Genomic DNA, 24,392 nt, shown 5'->3' with positions numbered 1-24,392 from the left:
ATGCGGCCGGTACTCACCCCTGTCTTTCTCGGATCGCTTTCACGTCGACGGCTGACGACGGCGTTTTCGCTGATTGCCGTTGTTCTCGGCGTCGCGCTTGGCATGGCGGTTCAAGCCGTGCACACGGCGGCACTCTCCGAATTCTCGCGCGGCGTGCGCACCGTCGCCGGCGAAGCCGATCTGCGCATCGTCGGACCGCGTAACGGTTTCGACGAGACGGTGTATCCGCTCGTCGCCGCGCTTCCAGAAGTCGCCGCCGCCAGCCCGGTGGTGGAAGTAACCACGCGCGTCGCCGGGCAAGAGCAGGCGCTTCAGATCGCCGGCGTCGATCTGTTCGCCGCCGCAGGCATCACCCCAGCGCTGTTAGCTCGTCCCAGTGCCGGCAGCGATCGTTTGTCGGTGCTCGGAGAGGATCGGATTTTCCTTTCCGACGCCGCACGGGTTCAGCTTGGCGCCCCCCCCGGCAGCGAACTCTCGTTGCGAGCGGGTATCCATCTAGTCCGTGTCGTGGTCGGCGGCGACATTCCAGCGGCGGCCGAGAACAGTCGCCTCGCCATCATGGACATCGCCGCGGTTCAGCGCCAATTCGACCGGCTGACCCGGCTCACACGCATCGACGTGCGGGCCACAAACGGCGTCTCCCTCGAAACGGCCAAGCGGGCTGTACAGGCCGTGCTGCCCACGGGGGTCATCGTCGAAACGCCGGAAGTGGCGGAGAATCAGGCGGCCTTGCTCTCACGCGCTTACCGCGTGAACCTCACGATGCTGGCGGCCATGGCGCTCCTCACCGGGAGCTTTCTCGTCTTCTCGGCGCAGGCCCTCTCGGTCGTCCGGCGACGCAGCGAGTTCGCCTTCCTGCGCGCGATCGGGCTCTCGCGCCAGCGGCTGCTCGTGTGGCTGCTTGGCGAAGGCGCGGCGATCGGGCTAGTCGGCGGGGTACTCGGCGTTGCGCTGGGTTACGCGGTGGCCTGGGCACTGCTCGAGCTTTTCGGCGGCGACCTCGGTGCGGGTTACTTCGCCGGGCTGCGGCCTCGGCTTGAATTTACTCCAATCGCCAGCCTGACCTACGGCACGCTCGGTATCCTCGCCGGCATTGCCGGCGCCTGGTGGCCGGCGCGCGAAGCGGCGACCGTACCGCCCGCGCAAGCGCTGAAGGCCGGCGATGACGCATCGATCCCGGTGGGACACGGGCATCCGCGGGTCGGTCTCGTGTTGCTCGCTGTCGGCATCATTGCGTGTTGGTTACCGCCACTGGGCGATTTGCCGGTCGGCGGCTACGCCGCGATCGCCTGCCTGCTTGGCGGCGGCGTGCTGCTGTTGCCGGTTTTCGCCGCTGCGCTGGCGCGGCGCCTGCCGAACGCGCTCTCCGTTCCGGCACGGCTTGCCAAGGCACGGCTCGAAGCCGTTCCCGGCCATGCGGTCATAGCCGCGGCCGGCGTGCTGACCAGCGTTGCGCTTTCGGTGGCGATGGCCATCATGGTCGCCTCGTTCCGTGACTCGGTTGATGCCTGGCTGCATCAACTGCTACCGGCCGATCTGTACGTGCGCGCCGGCGCCGTAGAGACCGGGACGACCCTCGACGGCGAAACGCAGGCGCGCATCGCGTCCACACCGGGCGTCGGTACCGTCAGCTTCACCCGGCACGAGAGTCTGCGGCTGTCACCGGAGCATCCGCCCGCGGCGTTGATCGCCCGCCCATTGTCGATGGACGGCAGAGAATTGCCGGTCGTCGATCGCGCACCACCCGAGAGCGATCCCTCCGCTGTTCCCATTTGGATTTCCGAGGCGATGAAAGACCTTTACGGCTGGCGGCCCGGGCAGCGCGTCGAACTGCCGATTGCCGGGCACGCCGCTCCGGTACGCGTCGCCGGGGTATGGCGCGACTACGCCCGTCAAACGGGCGCCGTCATGATCAACCTGACTGACTATCGGCGACTGAGCGATGACCGGTTGGCAAACGATGCCGCCATCACACTGGCACCGGGTCACGGTGCCGCCGATGTGGCCGCCCGGGTAGCGGCGACCGCGGCTCCCGGAACCTTGCAGATCGCCTATCCGGGCGAAATCCGGGCCACAAGCCTGCGCATATTCGATCGCACCTTCGCCGTCACTTATCTGCTCGAAGCGGCCGCTGTGGCCATCGGACTGGCCGGCGTGGCGGCGAGCTTCGCGGCGCTGGCCGCCGCCCGCCGCAAGGAGTTCGGCATGCTTCGCCACCTTGGGGTGACGCGATCCCAGATCGCTTGGATGCTGGCTCAGGAAGGCGCGCTCGCGGCGGGCGCCGGCGTGCTTGGCGGGCTGGCGGTCGGTGGCGCGACGGGGCTCGTCCTAATCGAGGTGGTCAACCGGCAGAGCTTCCACTGGAGCATGGATCTGCACGTGCCCTGGGTTTCGCTCACCGTCTTCGCCGGCGTCCTGATCGCGCTCGCCGCCCTCGGCGCAGTAGTCGCCGGGCGAGCCGCGATGCGCCAGGAGGCGGTGCTCGCCGTGCGGGAGGACTGGTGATGAACCGGCGCGCTTTCCTGTTAGCGATGCTCGGCTCACAGGGCCTCATGCGATCTGCATTGGCCGAGGAAAGCCGCGCCGCACAACGAGGATCAAAGGGCGCCGGCAACGGTGATTCGGTGGCGTTTGCGCCGGTGGTTCCGGGGCGACGGCTCGTCTTTCCGGATGACTACGGAGCGCACCCCGACTTCCGCACCGAGTGGTGGTACGTCACCGGCTGGTTGAGACTGCCGGATGGCACTTCGATCGGCTTCCAGAGCACCTTCTTCCGCGTACGTACCGGCATCGGCGAAGACAACCCCAGCGCGTTCGCGCCACGCCAGCTCATCCTCGCCCACGCGGCGATTGCCGATCCGCGGCTCGGCCGCCTGCGCCATGACGAACGTATCGCTCGAGCAGCCTTCGACCGCGCCGGTTTCACCCGTGGACGGACGCATGTGTGGATCGGCGACTGGGTGTTCGAACAAACGGGCGACGGTTATCACGTCCTCATTCCGCGCAGCGAGTCCGGCGGTTTCGCCTACGAGTTGCAGTTCAGCACGCCGGACGCGCCGCTACTCAACGGCACCGGCGGCTTCAGCGCCAAGGCGCCCGATCCCCGGCATGCGAGCTATTACTACAGCCGTCCGCAACTCAAGGTTGCCGGGACGGTGACCCTCGACGGACGCGCTCTCCCGGTTACCGGTCTTGCCTGGCTCGACCACGAATGGTCGAGTGAGTTGCTACCCTCCGAGGCACAGGGTTGGGATTGGACCGGCATCAACTTCGACGACGGCGGCGCGCTGATGGCGTTCCGCCTGCGCCGCCAAGACGGTGGCCCGCTCTGGCATGCAGGGACGTTACGCAACGGGAATCAGAGGAATAGCGATATCCACATCCTGATGAATAACGACCTTACGCTCACGCCAACGAGGGAATGGGCATCATCGCGCACAGGCATTCGCTATCCGGTGCAATGGCAAGTGCGAGCGGGCGCCCGGACCTTCGATCTAGCGCCGTTGTTCGACGATCAGGAACTCGACAGCCGGCGTTCCACCGGCAACGTCTACTGGGAGGGCGCCGTACGCGCTCAAGAAACGGGGCGTACGGTAGGCAAGGGTTACCTGGAACTGACGGGCTACGACCGGCGCATCTGGATCGGATGATCGGCTGGCCGGACTCGGGCTTACATCTGCTTGCGAGTCCGGCCCTCCTTACCGGCTTTTGACGCACGCGACGGCGGACGGTTGCCGCGCATGCTCCCGGATTACGAGGTGCTCGCCGTGGCGTGCCAGAGGCGCAATTTCTCGAGCGAGAGATGGTCGGATGCGTGCAGCACCATGCGCGCGCCGTCGAACTCCTCGTTGCTCGTGTAGTCGCTAAGCGTGATCACCGTCGGTATGCCAGCCGCCAATGTCGCCGCCAGACCATGCGCCGAATCCTCGACCGCCAGGCAATCGCGCGGCGGAAGGTTGAGCTGCTCGAGCACTTTTTTGTAGACGTCCGGCGACGGCTTCTTCGCCTGCACGACATCGCCCGAAACGATCGCATCGAACCAGGAATCGGCGTTCGGACCGAGGTTCGCGCGCAGCAGGCCGACGATGTTCTCGAGCTTCGAACTCGACGCGATGCCTAGGCGGACGCCTTCGGTGCGCGCGTCGCAGATGAGCTGCCCGACGTCGGCGCGCAACGGGATGGCCCCCGCTGCGAGCAGGCGCTGGTAGTTGCGCGTCTTGATCTCGTGCACCCGCTGCATCAAGTCTTCGAAATCCGGGCGGGCGCGCGTCGTCGGATCGAAGTGCTCAGCGTAGAAATAGAGCCGTTCCAGCCCGCCGCCCTTGATCAGCAGCGTGCCGTAGAACGATTCGTCCCAGTGCCAAGGCAACCCCATTTCGACGAACGCCGCATTGAAGGCCGGGCGGTGCCCGTCGCGTTCCGTGTTGGCCAGCGTGCCATCGACATCGAAAATTATTGCGCGTAGAGCCATGATTGTTCTGTTCTCGTCTGGTTAACCGAATAGTTTCCCGTGCCGGTCAGTGCCCACGCAGCGACTCATTGAGGGCGTGCAAGGCGGCGCTACCGGGGCACAACTCCGCGTCGTCCAACTGGTTGAGCGGCTTTTCCACGGTGTTCAGGTAACGGTGCAGATCCTCGGCGCTGCTGTCGACATAGATGAGGCCGGTGACGATCTCGCCGAGCGCAGCGCGCTCCTGCAGGTAATTCATGGCGCCCACGCGGTCCGAGGGGTCGTACTCCTCGTGCAACTTGCGCAGGTGCAGCACCGAGCCGTCGTGTTGCACGATACGGCGCAGTTCGCCCGGAGCATACGTCGCGGTGATCTTGTCCTTGGGCAGAATTACGTCGAGCCGGTTGATGGCCTCATTGTGCTCGCGCACGTAGTCGTAACTCTTCGTCGACCCGGCGTGGTTGTTGAAGGTAACGCACGGGCTGATCACGTCGATCAATGCCGAACCTCGGTGGCGCATCGCTCCTTTGATCAGCGGGACCAACTGCTCCTTGTCACCGGAGAAGCTGCGGGCGACGTAGGTCGCGCCAAGCTGCAAGGCGAGCGTGACCAGATCGATCGGCGTGTCGTTGTTCACGACGCCGCGCTTGCTCTTCGACCCCTTGTCGGCCGTGGCCGAGAATTGACCCTTGGTGAGGCCATAGACGCCGTTGTTCTCGACGAGATAGACCATGTTGACGCCGCGCCGCATGGCGTGGGCGAATTGCCCGATGCCGATCGACGCCGAGTCGCCGTCACCGGAGACACCCATGTACAACAGGTCGCGGTTGGCGAGCGCCGCGCCGGTCAATACCGACGGCATGCGCCCGTGCGTCGTGTTGAAGCCGTGCGAGTTGCCCAGGAAATAGTCGGGCGTCTTCGACGAGCAGCCGATGCCGGAGAGCTTGGCGACACGGTGCGGCTCGATGTCGAGGTCGAAGCAGGCCTGCACGACCGCCGCGCTGATCGAGTCGTGGCCGCAGCCGGCGCAGAGCGTCGAGATCGAGCCTTCGTAGTCGCGCTTGGTATAGCCGAGCGCATTGCGCGGCGTATCGGGGCGCAGGAGTTTTGGTTTGGCGAGATAGGTCATGAGGCCACCTGTTTGCGAAGCGGAGTAACGTTGCTTTCCTTGATGACGTTGGCGATGCGATTGGCGATGAAGCGTGCCGTGATCGGCGTGCCGTCGTAGTGCAGGACGCGGATCAGCCGCTTCGGATCGATTTCGCATTCGTTGATGAGCAGCATGCGCAACTGCCCGCTTTCGTTCTGCTCGACGATGAATACGTGGTCGTGATCGTTGATGAAGTCGACGACTTCGTCGGCAAACGGGAAGCCGCGTACCCGCATCAGGTCAACGTGGATATGCTGCGCCTTGAGCAGGGCGAAGGCTTCGGCCATCGCCGGGCTCGTCGAGCCGTAGTAGATCGCGCCAAAACGGGTCGGCAGGCTGGCTTTCTGCTCGATCGGAGCCGGCACGAGCTTCTTCGCCGTTTCGAGTTTGCGGCGCAAGCGCTCCATGTTGTAGACGTAGTCGGTGCCCGTCTCGCTGTACTTGGCGTAGGCGTTGCGCGTCGTGCCGCGGCTGAAGAACGCGCCTTTCGTCGGGTGCGTACCGGGGATCGTGCGATAGGGAATGCCGTCGCCATCGACGTCGAGGTAGCGGCCGAAGTTCTTGCCGGCTTCGAGCTCGGCAGCGGTCATCACCTTGCCACGATCGTAGCGTCGGCTGTCGTCCCAGTCGAACGGCTTGCACAGCACCTCGTTCATGCCGATGTCGAGGTCGACCATGACGAACACTGGCGTTTGCAGCCGTTCGGCGAGGTCAAAGGCCTGGGCGCCAAGCGTGAAGCATTCGTACGGGTCTTCGGGGAAGAGGAGCACGTGTTTGGTGTCGCCGTGCGAGGCGTAGGCGCAGGAGATCAGGTCGGACTGCTGCGTACGCGTCGGCATGCCGGTCGACGGACCGCCGCGCTGCACGTCGAAAATCACCGCCGGCACTTCGGCGAAGTAAGCCAGCCCGAAGAATTCCTGCATCAGCGAGATGCCGGGGCCCGACGTTGCCGTAAAGGCGCGCGCGCCGTTCCACGAGGCGCCGATGACCATGCCGATCGAGGCGAGCTCGTCTTCGGCCTGCACGATGGCGTAGCGCGCCATGCCATTGTCCGGGTCGGTGCGGAACTTGCGGCAGTACGCGCTGAAGGCTTCGATGACGGAGGTCGACGGGGTGATCGGATACCAGGCGGCCACCGTGGCGCCACCGTACACCGCGCCGAGGCCGCAAGCGTCGTTACCGTTGACGAAGATGCGGTCGCCGACGCCGTTCGAACGTTGCACCGTCAGACCGATCGGGCATGGCAACTCGGCTTTGGCGCGTTCGTAGCCGAGCTTGAGCGCATTGACGTTGGCGCTGATCAGCTTGTCCTTGCCGCGGAACTGCTGCGCGATCAGGCCCTCGACGACGGCGAACTCCATGTCGAGCAGCGCCGTCAGCGCGCCGACGTACATGATGTTCTTGAGCAACTGGCGCTGACGCGGATCGGCGTATTCCCGGTTGCACATCTCGGTGAGCGGCAAGCCGAGCACGGTCACGTCCTCACGGAAACGCGAACGCGGCAGCATCTTGCTCGAATCGTAGAAGAGGTAGCCGCCGGGCGCGAGTTCGGCCACGTCGCGGTCCCACGTCTGCGGGTTCATTGCCACCATCATGTCGCAGCCGCCCTGGCGGCCGAGCCAGCCTTCGCCGGAGACGCGCATCTCATACCACGTCGGCATGCCCTGGATGTTCGACGGGAAGATGTTGCGCGGCGCCACCGGGACGCCCATGCCCATTACGGCACGCGCGAACATCTCGTTGGCAGAGGCGGAACCGGTGCCGTTGATGTTGGCGAACTTGATGACAAAATCATTACACTTGCGGAGGGATTGTACGGTACTCATGTTCTCGGGGCCTCCATGCCGGCCTGGGCGGCTTGCAGGAAAAATTTCTGCATGTCCCAGGCTCCGGTCGGACAGCGTTCGGCACACATGCCGCAATGAAGACAGATGTTCTCGTCCTTGACCATGACCCGCCCCGTTTTCAGTGCATCGGAAACAACGAGGGCCTGATCAAGATTTTTGGCGGGCGCTTTCAACCGTGTACGTAGATCTTCTTCCTCGCCGTTGGTCGTGAAGGTGATGCATTCGGTGGGACAGATGTCGGCACAGGCATCGCATTCGATGCAGGTCTTGGCGTTGAAAACGGTCTGCACGTCGCAATTGAGACAGCGCTCGGCTTCCGAGCAGGCCATGAACGGATCGAACCCGAGTTCGAGCTCAAGCTTGATGTCCTTGAGCGTCTTCTCAAGCGCCTTCACCGGCACCTTCTTGCGCTCCTCCTCGGACACTTGGTTGTCGTAGATCCATTCGTGGATGCCCATCTTCTGGCTGACGAGGCTGAAGTTGGGCGGCACGCGCAGTTCGAGGTTGCGTCCCTTGCAGAAGAGATCGATCGAGATCGCCGCTTCGTGGCCGTGTGCCACGGCCGTGATGATGTTCTTCGGACCGAACGCAGCATCGCCGCCGAAGAAGACTTTCGGCAACGTGGACTGGAAGGTCTTGGCATTGAGGACCGGCAGCCCCCACTTGTCGAATGCGATGCCGATATCCTTCTCGATCCACGGGAAGGCGTTTTCCTGGCCGATGGCGACGAGCACTTCGTCGCATTCCATGAACACGTCCGGCTCGCCGGTGGGAACGAGCTTGCGTCGGCCCTTTTCGTCGTATTCGGCCTTGACGATCTCGAACATGACGCCCTTCAACTTGCCGTTGTCGTGCACAAATTCCTTCGGCACGTGCATGTTGATGATGGGAATCTGTTCGTGCATCGCCTCTTCCTTTTCCCATGGAGAGGCTTTCATTTCGTCGAAGCCGCTGCGCACGACGACTTTGACGTCGGCGCCGCCAAGGCGGCGCGCCGAACGGCAGCAGTCCATCGCCGTGTTGCCGCCGCCGAGGACGATGACGCGCGGGGCAATGCTCGTCGTGTGGCCGAAGGCAACGTTGGCGAGCCAGTCGATGCCGATGTGGATATGCTTGGCGGCCTCTTTGCGGCCCGGAAGGTCTGCGTCGCGGCCGCGCGGGGCGCCGGTGCCGATGAAGACGGCATCCCACGGCTCGTCGAGCATCTTCTTGAGGCTGTCGATCCAGTGATTGAGATGCAGATCAACGCCCAGATCGATGATGTAACCGCATTCCTCGTCGAGCACGCTATCAGGCAGGCGGAATTTCGGAATTTGCGTCCGCACCATGCCACCGGCGGCCTTGCCGGCGTCGAAAACGCTCACTTCGTAGCCCTGCAACGCCAGGTCGCGAGCAACGGTCAGCGACGCCGGGCCCGCGCCGACACAGGCGACGCGTTTGCCGTTCTTCTTCTCCGGCGCTTTCGGCAGTTGTTCCTTGATGTCGTCTTTGAGGTCGGCGGCCACTCGCTTGAGGCGGCAGATGGCTACCGGCTCCTTGTCGATACGCCCGCGCCGGCATGCCGGTTCGCACGGACGATCGCAAACGCGTCCGAGAATTCCCGGAAACACGTTCGAGTGCCAGTTGATCATGTACGCGTCGGAGTAGCGCCCGCCGGCGATCAGCCGGATGTACTCGGGCACCGGGGTGTGGGCGGGGCACGCCCATTGGCAGTCCACGACCTTGTGGTAGTAGTCGGGCCCACCCGTATTTGTCGGTTTCACGTGCTTTCAGACTCCAGTATGAAGAGGGAAAGAGGACAGCGGCCATTTGATCGGCACGTGCGTCCGTGCCGTTTCATCTTGGTAGCGCAATCCCTCGGGTTTCCCGGTTTTTCTTCTTGCCACCGCGACAAGCGCGGCGCCGGCTCCCTGATAGGAAAGCGGGCACGTCCGGCGATAGGGTGGAAGCCTCTCACCGAAGGCGCAGGCCATATTGTAGACGGGCGCCGACCGAACGGCGATTTTTCGGAATAACTAGAGCCGATTGGGAACGGTATTGGTGGTAGTCGGAGGCAATCACTTCGACTGCTGGATAGCCGCTATGAGACGGCCGTGGGCGAAAGGTATTCGTCGACAAACGAACGTGATGCCGGGTGTTTAGTGTGGGAAAACACCGCCGGAAAAGGGATGGCCGACCTGCGGCTTTGGCAGAAAGAATATGGGCGGCACGCTTACCAGCCACCGCCCGAAGTCGTTCACGTAAGTTGCAGAAGGCGCCGCCGCGTTACCGCGGCCGCGCCTTTTCTGTCAGGACGGATCCGCTATTTTGGTCGCCACGACGCGTGCGCAGAGCGCCAGAGAGACGGCCCCCGCGTCCGGATGACCCAGGCTGCGCGCGGTGTGCGAGCGCGCGCGGCCGAGTTTCGGGGTGAGCTGCGCCGTTGCTTCAGCGGCCTTGGTCGCTGCCTGCGCGGCGTCGGCCCACGACGCCGCGAGCGGCCGCCCCTTGCTGACTTCGGCACACAGCGTGGCAACGAACGGATCGAACGCATCGACCAACGTCTTGTCGCCAACGCGCGCACGGCCAAGCCGGGTGATCGCGTCGTAACCGGCCTGCGCGCCTTTGGCGATGGCTTCCGCCGTCAACGGGGCTTCGTCGCTGAGCGCACCGCTCCAGGTGCGCAAGGCAAGGCCCCAGAGCGCGCCGGACGTCCCGCCCGCGCGGTCGGCCCACGCGTCACCGGCGGCCGAAAGCACACTGGCGGCACCGGCACCGGCGGCCACCGCTTGTTCGGCGGCTTCGGCAGCGGCGGCCGAACCGCGGGTCATGCCTTGGCCGTGGTCGCCATCACCGGCGAGTGCGTCGATACGGCCAAGTTCCGCTTCGGCTTCCCGCAACGCCTTGGCAATGGCTCCGAGAACACCCGCGACACACTTGCCGTCGGCTTTCGATTGGGCAGACGCCGGACCGAAAGTGACCGTTCCCTTTTCTTCGGAGAACGCCGGCGCCGGCTGCGTCGGGATGATCGCCCCGCGCCGCAGCACGGGCGTATCGCAGGGTGCGCACCAGTATTGTTCCAGTTCGTCGTCCAGCCAAGTGAGGGTCAGCGAGCAACCGGCCATATCGAGACTCGTCACGAATTCGCCGACTTCCGGCTGAACCGCTGTGAGGCCTGCCTTCTTGAGCGCCGCCTCGACACCTGTCCATAGCACGAACAGCTCCTCATACTTGGTACAACCAAGGCCGTTCAGAACAACCGCAACGCGGCCGTTGGAACCAGCCGGCTTTTCCATGGCCAGGCGTTCCACCAGGGTAACAGCCAGCTCATCCGCCGGGCGAATGTCGTCTTCGCTGATCCCGGGTTCCCCGTGGATGCCGAGGCCGATGCCCATGCGCTGGGCCGGAACCGTAAACAACGGCTCCTTGGAACCCGGCAGCGTGCAGCCGGTAAAGGCGACGCCGAAAGACACGGTGCGTTTGTTGGCCAGGCGCGCGATGCGCTCGACCTCGTCGAGGGTCTTTCCCGCTTCGGCGGCTGCACCGGCGATCTTGAACACGACGAGGTCGCCCGCCACGCCGCGGCGCTGGCTCGCCTTGTCGGCCGGGGCGCTGGCCACGTCGTCGGTAACGGGCAGGATGCGCACGTCGATCCCTTCCGACATCAGGCGTTCGGCCGCCAAACCGAAGTTGAGCACGTCGCCCGCATAGTTGCCGAAACCGAGCAGGATGCCACCGCCTCGGTGGGCGTGACGGCACACGTGGGCGACGCTATGGGCCGAAGGCGAAGCGAACACGTCGCCAGCGATCGCCGCATCGGCCAGGCCCGGCCCCACGAAGCCGGCAAAGGCCGGGTAGTGGCCCGAACCGCCGCCGACCACGACGGCGACCTTGCCCTCCGGCGTGGCCGTAGAACGGACGACACCGCCCGTCACCGGGCGCACGGAACGCGCGTAGATCGAAGCGAAACCGGCCATCGCCGTCGTAGCGAAGTCTTCCGCGTTATTGAGTATGCAAGTCATGTGGGGTCCCCCAACAGGCAATGGTTAGCAATAGATACCAGGTCAGTTGCGGCGCCACCCTGGGCGAGCGCCGCGGTAATACCGTTCTCCCAGCTACCGCCCGCACTCGAAGTCGAATTCCACGTCCACAGCTTTCCCTCAATCGTGGACTCCCGGCGGCGGCATCGGTTAGTCATCTTGCGCTCGATCTCTCGTGCGAATGCGTCAAAACGACTTCTTGCGGCTCGCCGCCTCGCTGACGATCTTAACGATGCGAGCAAATCCTTCGGCTTTCCATGCCGCACGGCCGACGAACAAGCCGTCGACGTCCTCGATCTCGATCAGTTCTTTTCCGTTTTCGGGCGTCACCGATCCGCCGTACAGGATGCGCGTTTCGAGTGCAGCGTTCTCGCCACGGTGCTCGCGCAGTATCCGGCGTAGTGCGGCGTGGCGCGCAGCGACGTACTCGGGCGAGGCCGCGTCCGCGGCGCCAATCGCCCAGCGTGGTTCGTAGGCCAAAACAACGTCGGCCGTTCTTTCAATAGGCTGGCCCGCAAGAGAAGTGAGCACCTGCTCACTGAGCACTTCGTCAGCACGCCCGGCCGCCTTTTCGGCGGCGGTTTCGCCCAGGCAGATGATCGGCACGAGCCCGGCCGCCATCGCCTGGTCGACCTTGCGGCGTACGAGCGGGTAGGTTTCCCCGAAGTGTTGCAGGCGTTCCGAGTGCGCGAGTTCAACATAACGGCAACCGGCTTCGACGAGCATGGGCGCCGAGATTTCGCCCGTCCAACCGCCCGCGTCGTCCCAATGCATGTTCTGGCCGCCAATAGCGACCGGCGAATTGGCGAAAGCCGCCCCCGCCGCGTGGAGCGACGTGAAGGGCGGCAGGACGAAGACATCGATGCCGGACACATCCACGCCGGTCAACGCCTGTTTCAGCGCGGCGGCATAACGGTAGGCGTCCGCCGCACCGTTGTTCATCTTCCATCCGGTTCCGGCGATAGGTCGGCGCATGGCTCTCTCTGTTTCCTCTTCTTGTTGTCATCCCGGCCGAGCCGATGCCAGCTTGGCCGGCCGGGTGTGTACGCCGGCTACTTGCGGTATTTGTGGTCGAGTTCGTCGACCGCGGCAACGTTGCCCGCCGATGGCCCGGCCGGGTCGAAGTCCGACGCGATCCAGGCGTTGACGATCGTCTTCGCCAGTTCCGGCGCCACGACGCGGGCGCCCAGGGTGATGATGTGCGCGTTGTTGCTCTTCGCCGCCCGCTCCGCCGAGAACGTGTCATGCGTCTGCGCGGCGCGGATGCCGGGTACCTTGTTCGCCGACATGGCCACGCCGATGCCAGTACCGCAGACGAGAATGCCGCGGTCGAATTCCTTGGCGAGAATCGCCTGCGCCACCCGCTCGGCGATGTTGGCGTAGTATTCCGACGCGCCGGTGGGCGAGTGGCTGAGATTGACGGCTTCGATGCCTTTCATTCCGGCGAGATGGGCGGTCAGGATTTCCGCCAGGCCGACCCCGGCGCTGTCACCGGCGACTGCGATTTTCATGGCGCTTCTACCTTTCGTTAGGGTGATGAGTTGCGGCTGAATTCAGTATAATACATTTGTATTTTGGCAACAACATTTGTTCAAGCGGGAAAGTCGGACGACGTTTCCCGCGCAGCAAGTCTTGGAGGAGAGGCCATGAGCATCGGCGAAACCACCCTTTACAACGAGCAGACACGCGCACGGATCGCCTGGTATTACTACGTCGCCGGGCTAACGCAGCAGGAGATTTCGGACAAGCTCGGTTTGCCGAGGGCGCGCGTAAACCGCATCGTCGGGCAACTGCGCGCCGACGGCTCGGTGGTGGTCGACATCCGCCTGCCGCTCGTCAGTTGTGTCGAACTCGAGGAGCGCCTGAAAACGGCATTCGGTCTAAAGCTCGTCTCGGTCGTCCCCTCGGCCGATGACGATGAGCAGCAGCGGCGTATGCTCGGCGACGCGGCGGGTGTCGTTCTCGACAGCCTGCTCGCCGATGGCCAGTGCATCGGCGTTGGTTGGGGAAGGACGCTCATTGCCAGTATCAAGCGCCTGCGCGAACGCGAACTGAAAGACGCCTGCGTCGTGTCGCTGATGGGCGGCCTCACCAAAGGCTCGGAAACGAACACGTTCGAGGTATCGACGGAACTCGCCCGCACCCTCGGCGCCGATTGCTACTACGTAACGGCGCCAATCTATTGCCCCAGCGCGGAAAGCCGCGAGATCCTGCTTACGCATAGCGGCGTCAACGAAGTAATGGCACGTGCGAAACAAGCCGACATCGCGCTTGTTTCGTGCGGTGACCTGACGTCGCGTACGAAGCTGACCGCGATCAACACCGTGAACGAACAGCTGCCGCAGCTGGAAAAGGATGGCGCGATCGGCGAATTCCTCGGGACGTTCATGGGTGCCGATGGCGACCCCGTGAACCACCCGCTGAACAGAAAAGTCATTGCCATGCCGCCGGCGGACCTGAAGGCGATTCCGCACAGCTTCCTGATTTCTGGCGGGCTTTATAAAGCCGAAGTCATCCGGGCAATCCTGCACAAGGGCTACGTAAACTGCCTGGTGACGGACGAAGCGGTCGCCCGCCGCCTGCTCTCCCCGGAAAATCGCCCAAAGACATCGAACCGTAAAGCGGCGGCCACGGCTTGAGCGGAGAAATCCGTCCCTGTCGACGGTAGCGGCTGGATGCGTGCCGCATTCCCGGGGACGGAAAAAGAGGCGATCGCTGACGCCCTCTGCCGAGTGCCTAAATTGCGTGCTGGATGCGCTCCCACGTCCCGGAGAGATGATCCAGCATGGCTTTCGCCAGCCGCACTCCGTCGCGAGCTTCCAGGGCGGTGATCATTTCCTCGTGATCCCGAACAGCCGCCGCCCACGATTCATCGGTCTTGTCGCCGATGAAACGGATGCGCTTCATCCGCGTCTGCAGGATCTCGTGCACCAGGGCGAGCGATTCATTGCCTGCGAGCGAAATCAGCGCCGAGTGGATGAGCTGGTTGCGCTTGAAATACTCAAGGCGATTGCGTGACTGGTAGTACGCGAGCATTTCGTTGTGCAGGCGGCGGACTTCGCGGATATCGTCGTCGCTCGCGTTCTGGCAGGCCATCGGCCCCGCCATCGCCTCCAAGGTGCTCAGCACATCGAGCATGTCGCGGGCATCCTTGATCGTCAGCTTACGCACGAAAGCGCCGCGGCTAGGAATCAACTCGATCAACCCTTCGGTCGCCAACACTTTAAGCGCTTCCCGCAATGGCGTTCGCGAGACGCCGAGTTGTTGCCCGAGTTGACCTTCGTGGATGCGGGCTCCGACGGGCAATTGCCCTTCGATGATCATGTCTCGGATGCGCGAGACGACCACGTTATGCAATGTCGGGCGCTCGATCGGTAATACACCGGCTTCGGTCGGACGGAGCGCACCGGAGGAGGTGCCATTCACGCCATTGTTCATTTGCTAAGTCCCTCTTCTTCTGGAAACCGGGCTGCGTATTTTAGCGCCGGCCGATGCAATACCGTTGACCCTGTTTTTCTGCATTCTGAATTCAGGATTCTACATGTTACATCGTTGACAACAATGTTCAAGCTGGCGCATGATGCAAGAAAACTCCAAAAAACCTTATAGGAGAGTCTTCGTGACCCAAACTGCATCTGCCGCACGGCGCCCCGTTATTGCATTGGCCATGGGCGACCCCGCGGGTATCAGCCCCGAATTGACCGCCAAGCTGCTCGCTCTCGACGAAGCGCGTGCCGCTGCGGATTTCGTGGTTTTCGGCGATATGCGCATCCTTGAGGACGGCGCCCGTATCGCAGGGACGAAAGTGGACGTCGCCGCAGTGAAGGCGGACGAGCCGTATGTTCCCGGTGAACGCCCCGTTTTCGTCGATCTGCATCACCTCGCACCCAGCGACGTGAAGCGCGGTGAAGCGACTCCCGAAGGAGGCGCCTTCGCGCTGGAGAATTTCAGGCGCGCTTTGACCTTGGCCCACAAGGGCCAAGCGGACGCCGTGTGTTTTACGCCGTTCAACAAGAAGGCCATGCGCTACGTCTATCTGGGCTACGACGACGAGATCCGTTTCGTCGCCGAAGTGATCGGCTTCAATGGCCACGCCCGGGAATTCAATATTCTGGGCAGCCTGTGGAACGCTCGCGTTACTTCGCACCTGCCCTTGTCACAAGTCGCGGCGAATATTTCGGTGCAGCGCATCCTCGATGAGATGGCGCTGACGGACCGTTGCCTGCGCGCTGCCGGGTTTGCCAATCCGCGCATCGGCGTCGCCGGTCTTAACCCGCACGCCGGAGACGGCGGCAATTTCGGGCTTGAGGAAATCGAGGTCATCGAACCCGCGGTAAAAGCCGGCGTTGCCCACGGACTCAACGTCTCCGGGCCGTTCCCGGCCGACACCGTATATTTGCGCGCAAAAGGCGGCCAGTTCGACGCCGTCCTCTCGATGTATCACGATCAAGGGCAAATCGCGATGAAGCTCATGGGCTTCGACCGCGGCGTGACCTTCCTCGGCGGATTCCCCTTCCCGATCTGCACGCCAGCCCATGGGACGGCGTACGACATTGTGGGGAAAGGCATCGCCAATATGGGAGCGACGCGGGAGGCTATCCTCCTCGCCGCACGCATGGCGGCGCGTTCGATCGCGGCACGGCAAGGGCAATGAACAAGACCCGACCGCTGCATTGAAGTTTTATCAACGAGCTTCAACACAACACAAGGAGCCAAACGATGTCCAGAATCAAGTTGACCGCCACGTTGCTGGCGAGCGCTCTGTACGCAACGGCCGCCAGCGCGGCCTGGGTACCGGAAAAACCCGTTGAATTCGTTGTCGCCTCGGGTGCCGGTGGTGGTACCGACACGTTCGCCCGGACGATCCAGTCGATTATCCTCAAGTACAAGCTGATGGATGCGCCGATCGTCGTGGTAAACAAGGGCGGCGGCAGCGGCAGTGAAGGCTTCGTCTACGGCTCGGGCAACGGCGCCGACCCGTACAAGGTCACCTTCGGCACGAACAACGAATATCTGCTGCCGCTGGTCGCCAAGATGGGCTACACCGCGGACGCGCTGGTGCCCGTCGCCGCCTTGGCTCTCGACGACTTCCTGATCTGGGTCAATGCGCAAGCGCCGTATAAGGACGCGAAGAGTTTCATTGAAGCCGGCAAGAAGGCTGAGCTGAAGATGGGCGGTTCGCAATCGAAGGACACGGACCAGACGCTGGTCAGCATGATAGGTGCCGCCACCGGTGCGAAATTCACTTATATTCCGTTCAAGAGCGGTGGTGAAGCGGCTGTGCAGCTTGCCGGCGCGCACATCGACGCGAACGTGAACAACCCTAGCGAGAACATCGGCCAGTGGAAGGCCGGCATGGTGCGTCCGCTCTGCGTGTTCAGCCCGGAACGCATGGCGCAAGGACCGAAAGTCACGAAGGACATGTCATGGGGCGACATCCCGACCTGTAAGGAATCCGGTGTGCCGATCTCGACGTACCAGATGCCGCGCACGGTCTGGTTACCGACGGGTGTTTCGAATGATGCAGTTGCCTTCTACACGGATATCTTGAAGAAGGTCAGCGAAAAGCCCGAATGGAAGGCATATATCGAAAAGACGTCGCAGACCGACCGCTTCATGACCGGCGACGCGTTGAAGAGCTACATCAAGCAGGATGCCGAACGCGCGACCGACGTATTCAAGCGCGAAAAGTGGATGGTTCAATAAGCTGAAATAAACGAAGCGTCTCCGGCAGTATTCGGGGCGGGTAATCCCCGCCCCTTTTTACAATCAGAGTGGAGTGTGTCTCATGCAGAACCCTTCCGGGACCCTGTTAAGCCGTTTCTCGATGGAGGTCGGGGTCGCCTGTTTCACCGGCCTGCTCGGCGCGATCGTCTGCTACGGATCGACCGAGTTCGGCACCGGTTGGGGCGATGCCGGGCCCGAACCTGGCTACTTCCCGTTCTATATCGGCCTGTTCATCATGCTCGCCAGCGCAGGCGTCCTGGTGCAGGCGTTCCTTACCCACCGGGACCGCCAGGAGGTCTTCCTCACTCGCGAGCAAGGGCATCGCATCTTGCTGTTCTTCCTGCCCATGTTCGCTTTCGTCGCCGCCTCGATGGTGCTCGGCCTCTACGTTTCGTTGGCGCTCTATCTGTTCGGCGTCATGACGATCCAGGGCAAATACTCCGCACCCAAGGCACTGTCGGTATGCCTCGGGACAATCGTCGTTTTCTACTTCGTTTTCGAAAAGTGGTTCCAAGTGCCGCTGCTCAAAGGCCCTCTGGAAGCCTGGCTGAAGATTTACTGAGATGGCACGGCGTACCTACGTACAACAGGTACACACAGCCGGCTTGAAGGCATAAATTAGGGAGGAACACCTTGGACAATTTTGGCAACCTGATGGCAGGCTTCGGAATCGTCTTCTCCGCCTACCATCTCGCGCTCATGGCGGCCGGCGTTCTGCTCGGCATCCTGGTCGGCGTCCTGCCGGGGCTCGGCGCTCCGAATGGCGTATCGCTGCTGATTCCGCTGACCTTCACGATGGACCCCGTGTCGGCGATCATTCTGCTTACCAGCATGTATTGGGGAGCGTTGTTCGGCGGGTCGACGACGTCGATCCTATTCAATATCCCAGGCGAACCGTCGTCGGTGGCCACCACGTTCGATGGCTATCCGATGGCCCAGCAGGGCCACGCCACGCACGCGTTGACGCTGGCCTTCGTTTCGGCCGGCATCGGCGCACTCGTCGGCGTCGCCGTGATCACCATGCTCTCCGGCTGGGTCACGCAGTTCGCCCTGAAGTTCAGCTCGCCGGAGTATTTCGCGGTGTATCTGCTGACCTTCTGCAGCTTCATCGGCATGGGCAGCGCGTCGCCGTTCAAGGCCATCGTTTCGATGATGCTCGGTTTCGGCTTTGCCACGGTCGGCATGGACGGCATCTCGGGCAACACGCGCCTCACCTTCGGCTTCCCGGAACTGATCAAAGGCATCAGCTTCCTTGTCGCCGTGATCGGTTTGTTCGGTCTCGGTGAGCTCATCCAGACGATGGAGGAAGGCCTGCGCTTCGAAGGCATCCACGCTCGCATCCGCATGCGCGACGTGTTTCGTGCGATCGCCACGCTGCCTTCGCATATCGTGACCTTGGTGCGTAGCGCCTTGATCGGCTGCTGGATGGGCATCACGCCTGGCGGCCCCACGGCGGCGTCGTTCATGAGCTACGGTCTGGCCAAGCGGTTCTCGAGACGTAAGGACGGCTTCGGCAAGGGTGAGCCCGCTGGCGTCGTGGCGCCGGAAACGGCCGACCACTCGGCCGGTACCTGCGCGATTCTGCCGATGCTCGCCCTCGGCGTTCCGGGCTCGGCGACCGCCGCGGTCATGATGGGCGGCCTGATGATCTGGGGCCTGACGCCCGGCCCGATGCTCTTCATCGAGCGTCCGGACTTCGTCTGGGGAACGATTGCCAGCATGTACCTCGGCAACGTCATGGCCGTCGTCCTTGTCCTCGCGACGGTGCCTCTCTTTGCCGCGATCCTGCGCGTTCCGTTCTCGATCATCGGCCCGATGATCGTCGTGGTGTGCTTCATCGGCGCTTACCAGATCAGCGGTGCGCGGCTCGATTTGTGGCTGGCGCTTGTTTTCGGCGTCTTCGGCTACCTGCTCAAGAAGCTCGACTATCCGATCGCGCCGATGGTGTTGGCGATGGTCCTCGGCGACAAGACCGAGGATGCATTCCGGCAATCGATGATTTTCTCAAAAGGATCGCTATCGATTTTCTGGACCAACTCGACGCTGGTCGCGGGAATCATGGTCGTCGCGATGGTGCTCCTGTTCTGGCCGCTGATCAGCAAGCTGATCCAGCGCGCGCGCGGCCAGGCCGCCTAGAAGGAACGGCACCGATGTCCGAACTACCCAGAATCGGTTTCATTGGTGCCGGTCTCATGGGGCGCGGCATGGCGGACAACTTGCTCGCCGCCGGCCATCCACTGACCATTTACATCCACAAAAGGCGAGACGGGATCGCCGGGCTGCTTGAGCGTGGAGCTCGGGAAACGAGCGACTTCGGCATACTGGCGCGCGCCAGCGACGTCATATTCCTCTGCGTCGACAATGCCGGCACCGTGCAGTCGGTTATTGCCGGACTAACGCCCGATCTGCACCCCGGGCACCTCGTCGTCGACGTAACTACGTCGTATCCCGAAATCACGCGTCAGATTGCCGCCGGACTGCGTGCACGGGGGGTGGAATACGCCGACGCGCCGGTCACCGGCGGCCCGGCACAGGCACAGGCGGGCACGCTCGGGTCGCTCGTCGGTTGCGAGGAATCCTTGTTCCCGCGCGTCCGCGAACTCGCCATCCGCTACTCCAAAGCAGTGCACCGGGTCGGCGATGTCGGCACCGGCCACCTGGCAAAACTGCTCAATAATTTCGTTAGCCAGGGCACCGTCGTGTTGCTCGCCGAGGCCTACACCCGGGCGGCCGACTTCGGCGTCGACTGGCACGCGCTGTACTCGGTAATGGAAGCGGGTGCCGCCCGTTCGGGCACCCTGGAAAAAATGGTGAAACCGGCGCTCGAAGGAAACTTCGACGGTAGCCAGTTCACCGTGCGTAATGCGCTCAAGGACATCGGTTACTTCTGCCGTCTCGCGGAATCCTCCACACGTGGCAAAAGCGCGGTCGGTGAGGAAATCCGCCGCGTCTTCTCAAGCGCGGCCGTCGCCGACCTCGGCGACCGCTACGTCAGCGCCCTCCTCGATCCGCAGGTTCGCAACCGGTAGCAAGCAGGGATTCTCCCGCCATCCGCCCCGAATCGACGATTGTCGCGGAGCGACAGGGAGGAGCGAAGGATGTTTTGAGCATGCTCGAGCGCTCAATACATCCTTGCCCTGTCGTTACCTTGTACCTTTTTCTATCTCTGCATGAGGGCACGAACGATGACTATTTCTCGACGATTGATGATCCTAGTGGCCGTTTCTCTCGCTTGCGTGCTGCTGTTGTCTGGCATGAATCACTACCAGATCGCCCGTGTGTATTCGGCCGCGAACTACGGCAACGAGAAAACGGTGACCAACCTGCAGGCGCTCAATAAGGCGCTGATCTCCTTCTTCCGTATCCAGACCAGTACGCTGACGCACGCGGTAACCAACGACCCGAAGGTCAAACTGGAAATCGAGAAGACGCTGGAGGACGACATTGGCCGCCTGAATGACGACCTCAAGAACTACGAAACCTTGCTCGTCAATGACGAAGACCACCGTCTGCTCGATGAGGAACGGAAGACGTTGGGCGAATTCCTGAACGTCATTGACGTGGTCCGTGCCGCTTCTCGCGACTACCGGAACGAGGACGCGCTGGCAGAAATCGCCAACGGCAAGCCGGTGATCGACAAACTGACCAACCAGTTGCTCGCCCACATGCGTTTCAACGACGAAGAAGGCGAAAGGCAAGCGGCCATCGCGGCAGCCGCCAGGCGACAGGCGGATCTGACGGCAGGTGCCGTCGTTCTCGTCATGTTCTTCGTGCTCGCCGGCGTCGGACTCCAGACCCGGCGCGCCCTCACGCAGCGTATTGCGCAAGCCAACACCGTCGCGGCGACAATCGCGGCCGGGGATCTGACCGAGTTCACTTCCAAGACGGGTGCCAACGACGAAGTCGGCCAACTGCTCGATTCGCTGGACAAGATGCGGCGGGACCTCGGCACAACGATCGGCGAGATCGCCCAGCATGCCGGCCGGGTCGGCGCGTCGGCGACTCAGTTATCGACCGCTGCACAACAGGTGTCCACGAGTACCGAAGCACAGACCGGAGCGACGGCGGCCGCCGCGTCGGCAGTTGAAGAACTGACGGTGAGCATCGAGCACATCGGCAACAACGCGCTCGAAGCCAACGAACATGCCGTCACGGCGGGCGAGCGCGCCACGACGAGCGGCGATGACGTGGAGCGTGCCGCCAAGCAGATCGGGGACGTAGCCACTCAAGTTGAGCACACCGCGGGTGAGGTCCGAACCTTGTCCGAGCAGGTCAAGGAGATCAGCGGCATCACGCAGGTGATTCAGGAAGTCGCCGATCAGACGAGCTTGCTCGCGCTCAACGCCGCCATCGAAGCGGCACGAGCCGGAGAACAGGGACGTGGCTTTGCGGTGGTGGCTGACGAGGTAAGAAAGCTGGCCGAGCGAACAACCGGATCGGTCAAGGAAATCGCATCGGTCATTTCGGCCATTCAGCAGGGTGCCGTGACCACCGTGACGAGCACCGAGGCAAGCCGGCAGGTCGTCGGGCAGGTAGCCGGAACGGCGCGCGACGCGAGCGAATCGATGGGTGAAATCCACGAGGCGTCGTCGACGGTGCGACAATCGATCGAAAGCATCTCGGGTGCCTTGCGGGAACAAAAGGCCACCTCGGCCGACTTGGCGCGGACGATCGAATCGATCGCCCAAATGTCCGAGGAAAACGCGGCGGCGGTCACCTCCGTCGCAGACACCGCTCGGGCCTTGGTCGATGTCTCTGAAGCATTGCGGTCGAGTGTGGGCCGCTTCCGCCTAAGCGAAACCCGAGAGATCGAATTACCGGCCAGTTAGCCTAGTGCGCTGCAGGCGCTATCCACGCTATTGCACGCAACGAGAGGCGCCGCGTGCAGGTGATTTCTGCAGCGTCACGAGACATCGCACGGCCCCGAAGGGCGCCGCACGATCTGGAAAACACGGCGTTGTTGCCGCCCCTCGCGGGGCGGCAACAACTGACGAAGCGGCCGGGACCGATTTGATCGGCTAGCCTCGCCTTAGCGGACCTTGCCGGCCTTCCAGGCGTTAAGCAGGGCCTCATAAGCGATGGTCTCGCCCTTCGGCTTCTCGTTCGCGAGCTTCTTCCACGGGGCCGCCTTGTCGCTCAAGTACTGGTTCGGGTCGCCCTTCTTGTTCATCTTCGGGGCGCAACGGGCCATCCCGGCGCGTTCCAGTCTTGCCATCACCTGATCCATTTCTTCGGCCAGGTTGTCCATCGCCTGCTGCGGCGTCTTCTCGCCCGTTACCGCGACGGCGACGTTCTTCCACCACAGTTGCGCAAGTTTCGGATAGTCGGGCACGTTGGTCCCCGTCGGTGTCCAGGCCACGCGCGCCGGGCTGCGATAGAACTCGACCAGTCCGCCGAGCTTCGGCGCGGCATCGGTCATCGCTTGCGACTGGATGTCGGATTCGCGGATCGGCGTCAGACCAACGAGCGTCTTCTTCAACGACGTCGTCTTCGACGTCACGAACTGGGCATAGAGCCAGGCCGCGGCTAGGCGGTTAGGATCGTGTGCCTCGAAGAAGGTCCACGAACCGACGTCCTGATAGCCGTTCTGCATGCCTTGCTTCCAGTACGGGCCGTTCGGGCCAGGGGCCATGCGCCACTTCGGCGTGCCGTCCTCGTTCACGACGGGCAGGCCCTTCTTGGTCATGTCCGCCGTGAAGGCGGTGTACCAGAAGATCTGCTGCGCGATCTGGCCTTGCGCCGGTACCGGCCCGGCCTCGCCGAAGGTCATGCCGGTCGCTTCTTTGGGCGCATACTTCTTCATCCAGTCGACGTATTTGGTGAGCGCATAGACGGCCGCCGGGGAATTCGTGGCCCCCCCGCGCGCGACCGAAGCGCCGACCGGATGACAACCGTCAGGCGTAACGCGGATGCCCCATTCGTCAACGGGCATACCGTTCGGAATCCCGATGTCGGCCGACCCGGCCATCGACAGCCACGCATCGGTGAAGCGCCAGCCGAGCGACGGGTCCTTCTTGCCGTAGTCCATGTGCCCGTAGATCGGCTTGCCGTCGATCGTCTTCACGTCGTTGGTGAAGAATTCGGCGATGTCTTCGTAGGCGCTCCAGTTGAGCGGAACGCCCAGCTCATAGCCGTATTTGGCCTTGAACTTGTCCTTCAGATCCTGACGCGCGAAGAGGTCGGCACGGAACCAGTAGAGGTTGGCGAACTGCTGATCCGGCAACTGGTACATCTTCTTGTCGGGCGCGGTGGTGAAGCTGCGGCCGATGAAGTCCTCCACATCGAGTCCCGGGTTCGTCCATTCCTTGCCCTTGCCCGCCATGTAGTCGGTCAGGTTCATGATCTTGCCGTACCGGTAATGGGTCCCGATCAAGTCGGAGTCGCTGATCCATCCGTCATAGATCGACTTGCCCGACTGCATCGACGTCTGCAGTTTCTCGACGACGTCGCCTTCCTGAATCAGGTCGTGCTTGACGTTGATGCCGGTGATTTCGGCAAACGCCTTGGCCAGCGTCTTCGACTCGTACTCATGCGTGGTGATGGTTTCCGAGACGACGCTGATGTCGTTGACGCCCTTCGCCTTGAGTTTTGCGGCGGCGTCGATGAACCACTTCATCTCGGCCATCTGCTGTTCTTTGGAGAGCGTGGACGGCTGGAACTCGTTGTCGATCCACTTCTTCGCGGCGGCCTCGTCGGCCCAGGCTTGCCCGCCAGTGGCGCAGGCGATTGCGACGGTCAATGCGTGATAGCGTAGTTTCACAATCATTTTCCTCCGATACGTTTGACCCCTGTGTCTTGGCTGTTCTCTCGGCTCCAGGGGAAAGCAAGCCGTGCTTGTTGTCCAAAAGTCCCTAACCCTTGCGCATGATGAATACGAGAAGTCCCATCGAGAGCACAAAACTGATCCAGATCGAGGGGTCGTTCTCGAGCCCGAACCATTCGGCCAGCTTGCCGCTGATGCCGACGAAGCCGAGGTTCACATAGGCGGCGGCGAGCAGACCGATGAACAAGCGGTCGCCGCGCGTGGTTTCGATCGGCAGGAATCCCTTGCGGGAAATCGTCGGCGAGCGGATTTCCCAAACCGTCATACCGACGAGCATGAGGGCGATGCTGGAAAAGAAGACCGCTACCGGCGTGGTCCACGCCATCCATTCAAGCATGTTGATCTCCAATCAAACGCGGCCCATCGCGAAGCCCTT

19 protein-coding genes are annotated in these 24,392 nt (G+C 62.9%); 9 read left to right on the top strand and 10 right to left on the bottom strand.

Annotation, left to right across the window (positions count from 1 at the left end; translation table 11 throughout):
- Together NZ453_RS15395 and NZ453_RS15390 are read left to right on the top strand one after the other, a co-directional pair.
- On the top strand, nt 1–2,505 hold the full coding sequence (locus tag NZ453_RS15395; protein WP_263771589.1) for an FtsX-like permease family protein: 2,505 nt from the start codon (nt 1–3) through the stop codon (nt 2,503–2,505).
- A complete protein-coding gene (locus tag NZ453_RS15390; RefSeq protein WP_263771588.1) occupies nt 2,505–3,650 on the top strand; it encodes a lipocalin-like domain-containing protein in 1,146 nt (381 codons plus the stop codon). Before NZ453_RS15395 ends, NZ453_RS15390 begins: the two co-directional genes overlap by 1 nt.
- 101 nt (nt 3,651–3,751) lie before the next feature.
- Here the strand turns inward: NZ453_RS15390 and NZ453_RS15385 are convergent, their stop codons facing one another.
- The 7 genes from NZ453_RS15385 to NZ453_RS15355 all read right to left on the bottom strand — a co-directional run bounded on the left by NZ453_RS15385 (nt 3,752) and on the right by NZ453_RS15355 (nt 12,977).
- Nucleotides 3,752–4,471 carry an HAD-IA family hydrolase gene (locus NZ453_RS15385; protein ID WP_263771586.1) on the bottom strand — a complete coding sequence of 240 codons (720 nt, stop codon included), beginning with the start codon at nt 4,469–4,471 and terminating at the stop codon, nt 3,752–3,754.
- A 46-nt stretch (nt 4,472–4,517) separates the two neighbouring features.
- Nucleotides 4,518–5,579: a 2-oxoacid:ferredoxin oxidoreductase subunit beta gene (locus tag NZ453_RS15380; RefSeq protein WP_263771585.1), complete on the bottom strand. Its 1,062-nt coding sequence runs from the start codon at nt 5,577–5,579 to the stop codon at nt 4,518–4,520.
- The gene (locus tag NZ453_RS15375) at nt 5,576–7,426 is read right to left on the bottom strand and encodes a 2-oxoacid:acceptor oxidoreductase subunit alpha (RefSeq protein ID WP_263771584.1); all 1,851 of its coding nucleotides are present in this window, start codon (nt 7,424–7,426) and stop codon (nt 5,576–5,578) included. Before NZ453_RS15375 ends, NZ453_RS15380 begins: the two co-directional genes overlap by 4 nt.
- On the bottom strand, nt 7,423–9,210 hold the full coding sequence (locus NZ453_RS22080; RefSeq protein ID WP_263771583.1) for an FAD-dependent oxidoreductase: 1,788 nt from the start codon (nt 9,208–9,210) through the stop codon (nt 7,423–7,425). The genes NZ453_RS15375 and NZ453_RS22080 overlap by 4 nt, the downstream gene beginning before the upstream one ends.
- Nucleotides 9,211–9,735: 525 nt before the next feature.
- On the bottom strand, nt 9,736–11,448 hold the full coding sequence (locus NZ453_RS15365; protein ID WP_263771582.1) for a dihydroxyacetone kinase family protein: 1,713 nt from the start codon (nt 11,446–11,448) through the stop codon (nt 9,736–9,738).
- Nucleotides 11,449–11,652: 204 nt separating this feature from the next.
- A complete protein-coding gene (locus NZ453_RS15360) occupies nt 11,653–12,441 on the bottom strand; it encodes a triose-phosphate isomerase family protein (protein ID WP_263771581.1) in 789 nt (262 codons plus the stop codon).
- 77 nt (nt 12,442–12,518) lie between these two features.
- Nucleotides 12,519–12,977: an RpiB/LacA/LacB family sugar-phosphate isomerase gene (locus NZ453_RS15355; RefSeq protein ID WP_263771580.1), complete on the bottom strand. Its 459-nt coding sequence runs from the start codon at nt 12,975–12,977 to the stop codon at nt 12,519–12,521.
- A gap of 135 nt (nt 12,978–13,112) precedes the next feature.
- Here NZ453_RS15355 and NZ453_RS15350 point away from each other — a divergent pair, with 135 nt between their 5' ends.
- On the top strand, nt 13,113–14,105 hold the full coding sequence (locus NZ453_RS15350) for a sugar-binding transcriptional regulator (protein ID WP_263771579.1): 993 nt from the start codon (nt 13,113–13,115) through the stop codon (nt 14,103–14,105).
- A gap of 97 nt (nt 14,106–14,202) precedes the next feature.
- On the opposite strand, the gene NZ453_RS15345 is transcribed toward NZ453_RS15350, so the two are convergent.
- Nucleotides 14,203–14,904, bottom strand: coding sequence for a GntR family transcriptional regulator (locus NZ453_RS15345; protein ID WP_263771578.1), 702 nt, complete (start codon nt 14,902–14,904; stop codon nt 14,203–14,205).
- A 181-nt stretch (nt 14,905–15,085) separates the two neighbouring features.
- On the opposite strand from NZ453_RS15345, the gene NZ453_RS15340 reads away from it, so the two are divergent.
- The 6 genes from NZ453_RS15340 (at nt 15,086) to NZ453_RS15315 (ending at nt 22,022) form a co-directional block, all read left to right on the top strand.
- Nucleotides 15,086–16,120, top strand: a complete 1,035-nt coding sequence (locus NZ453_RS15340) for a 4-hydroxythreonine-4-phosphate dehydrogenase PdxA (protein ID WP_263771577.1) — start codon at nt 15,086–15,088, stop codon at nt 16,118–16,120.
- Nucleotides 16,121–16,185: 65 nt separating this feature from the next.
- Nucleotides 16,186–17,172 carry a tripartite tricarboxylate transporter substrate binding protein gene (locus tag NZ453_RS15335; protein ID WP_263771574.1) on the top strand — a complete coding sequence of 329 codons (987 nt, stop codon included), beginning with the start codon at nt 16,186–16,188 and terminating at the stop codon, nt 17,170–17,172.
- An 82-nt stretch (nt 17,173–17,254) separates the two neighbouring features.
- Nucleotides 17,255–17,755, top strand: a complete 501-nt coding sequence (locus tag NZ453_RS15330) for a tripartite tricarboxylate transporter TctB family protein (protein ID WP_263771573.1) — start codon at nt 17,255–17,257, stop codon at nt 17,753–17,755.
- Between the two features lie 71 nt (nt 17,756–17,826).
- Nucleotides 17,827–19,329: a tripartite tricarboxylate transporter permease gene (locus tag NZ453_RS15325; RefSeq protein ID WP_263771572.1), complete on the top strand. Its 1,503-nt coding sequence runs from the start codon at nt 17,827–17,829 to the stop codon at nt 19,327–19,329.
- A 14-nt stretch (nt 19,330–19,343) separates the two neighbouring features.
- Nucleotides 19,344–20,222: an NAD(P)-dependent oxidoreductase gene (locus tag NZ453_RS15320; protein ID WP_263771571.1), complete on the top strand. Its 879-nt coding sequence runs from the start codon at nt 19,344–19,346 to the stop codon at nt 20,220–20,222.
- Between the two features lie 156 nt (nt 20,223–20,378).
- Complete coding sequence (locus tag NZ453_RS15315; protein WP_263771570.1) at nt 20,379–22,022, top strand: methyl-accepting chemotaxis protein; 1,644 nt, start codon at nt 20,379–20,381, stop codon at nt 22,020–22,022.
- Nucleotides 22,023–22,222: 200 nt separating this feature from the next.
- Here the strand turns inward: NZ453_RS15315 and NZ453_RS15310 are convergent, their stop codons facing one another.
- Nucleotides 22,223–23,953, bottom strand: a complete 1,731-nt coding sequence (locus NZ453_RS15310) for an ABC transporter substrate-binding protein (protein ID WP_263771569.1) — start codon at nt 23,951–23,953, stop codon at nt 22,223–22,225.
- A 91-nt stretch (nt 23,954–24,044) separates the two neighbouring features.
- A complete protein-coding gene (locus NZ453_RS15305; RefSeq protein ID WP_263771568.1) occupies nt 24,045–24,353 on the bottom strand; it encodes a DUF2160 domain-containing protein in 309 nt (102 codons plus the stop codon).
- Nucleotides 24,354–24,392 lie beyond the last annotated feature (39 nt).

This window comes from Propionivibrio soli, assembly GCF_025770765.1.
Lineage (GTDB): Bacteria > Pseudomonadota > Gammaproteobacteria > Burkholderiales > Rhodocyclaceae > Propionivibrio > Propionivibrio soli.
This window is presented reverse-complemented; position numbering and strand designations above follow the sequence as displayed.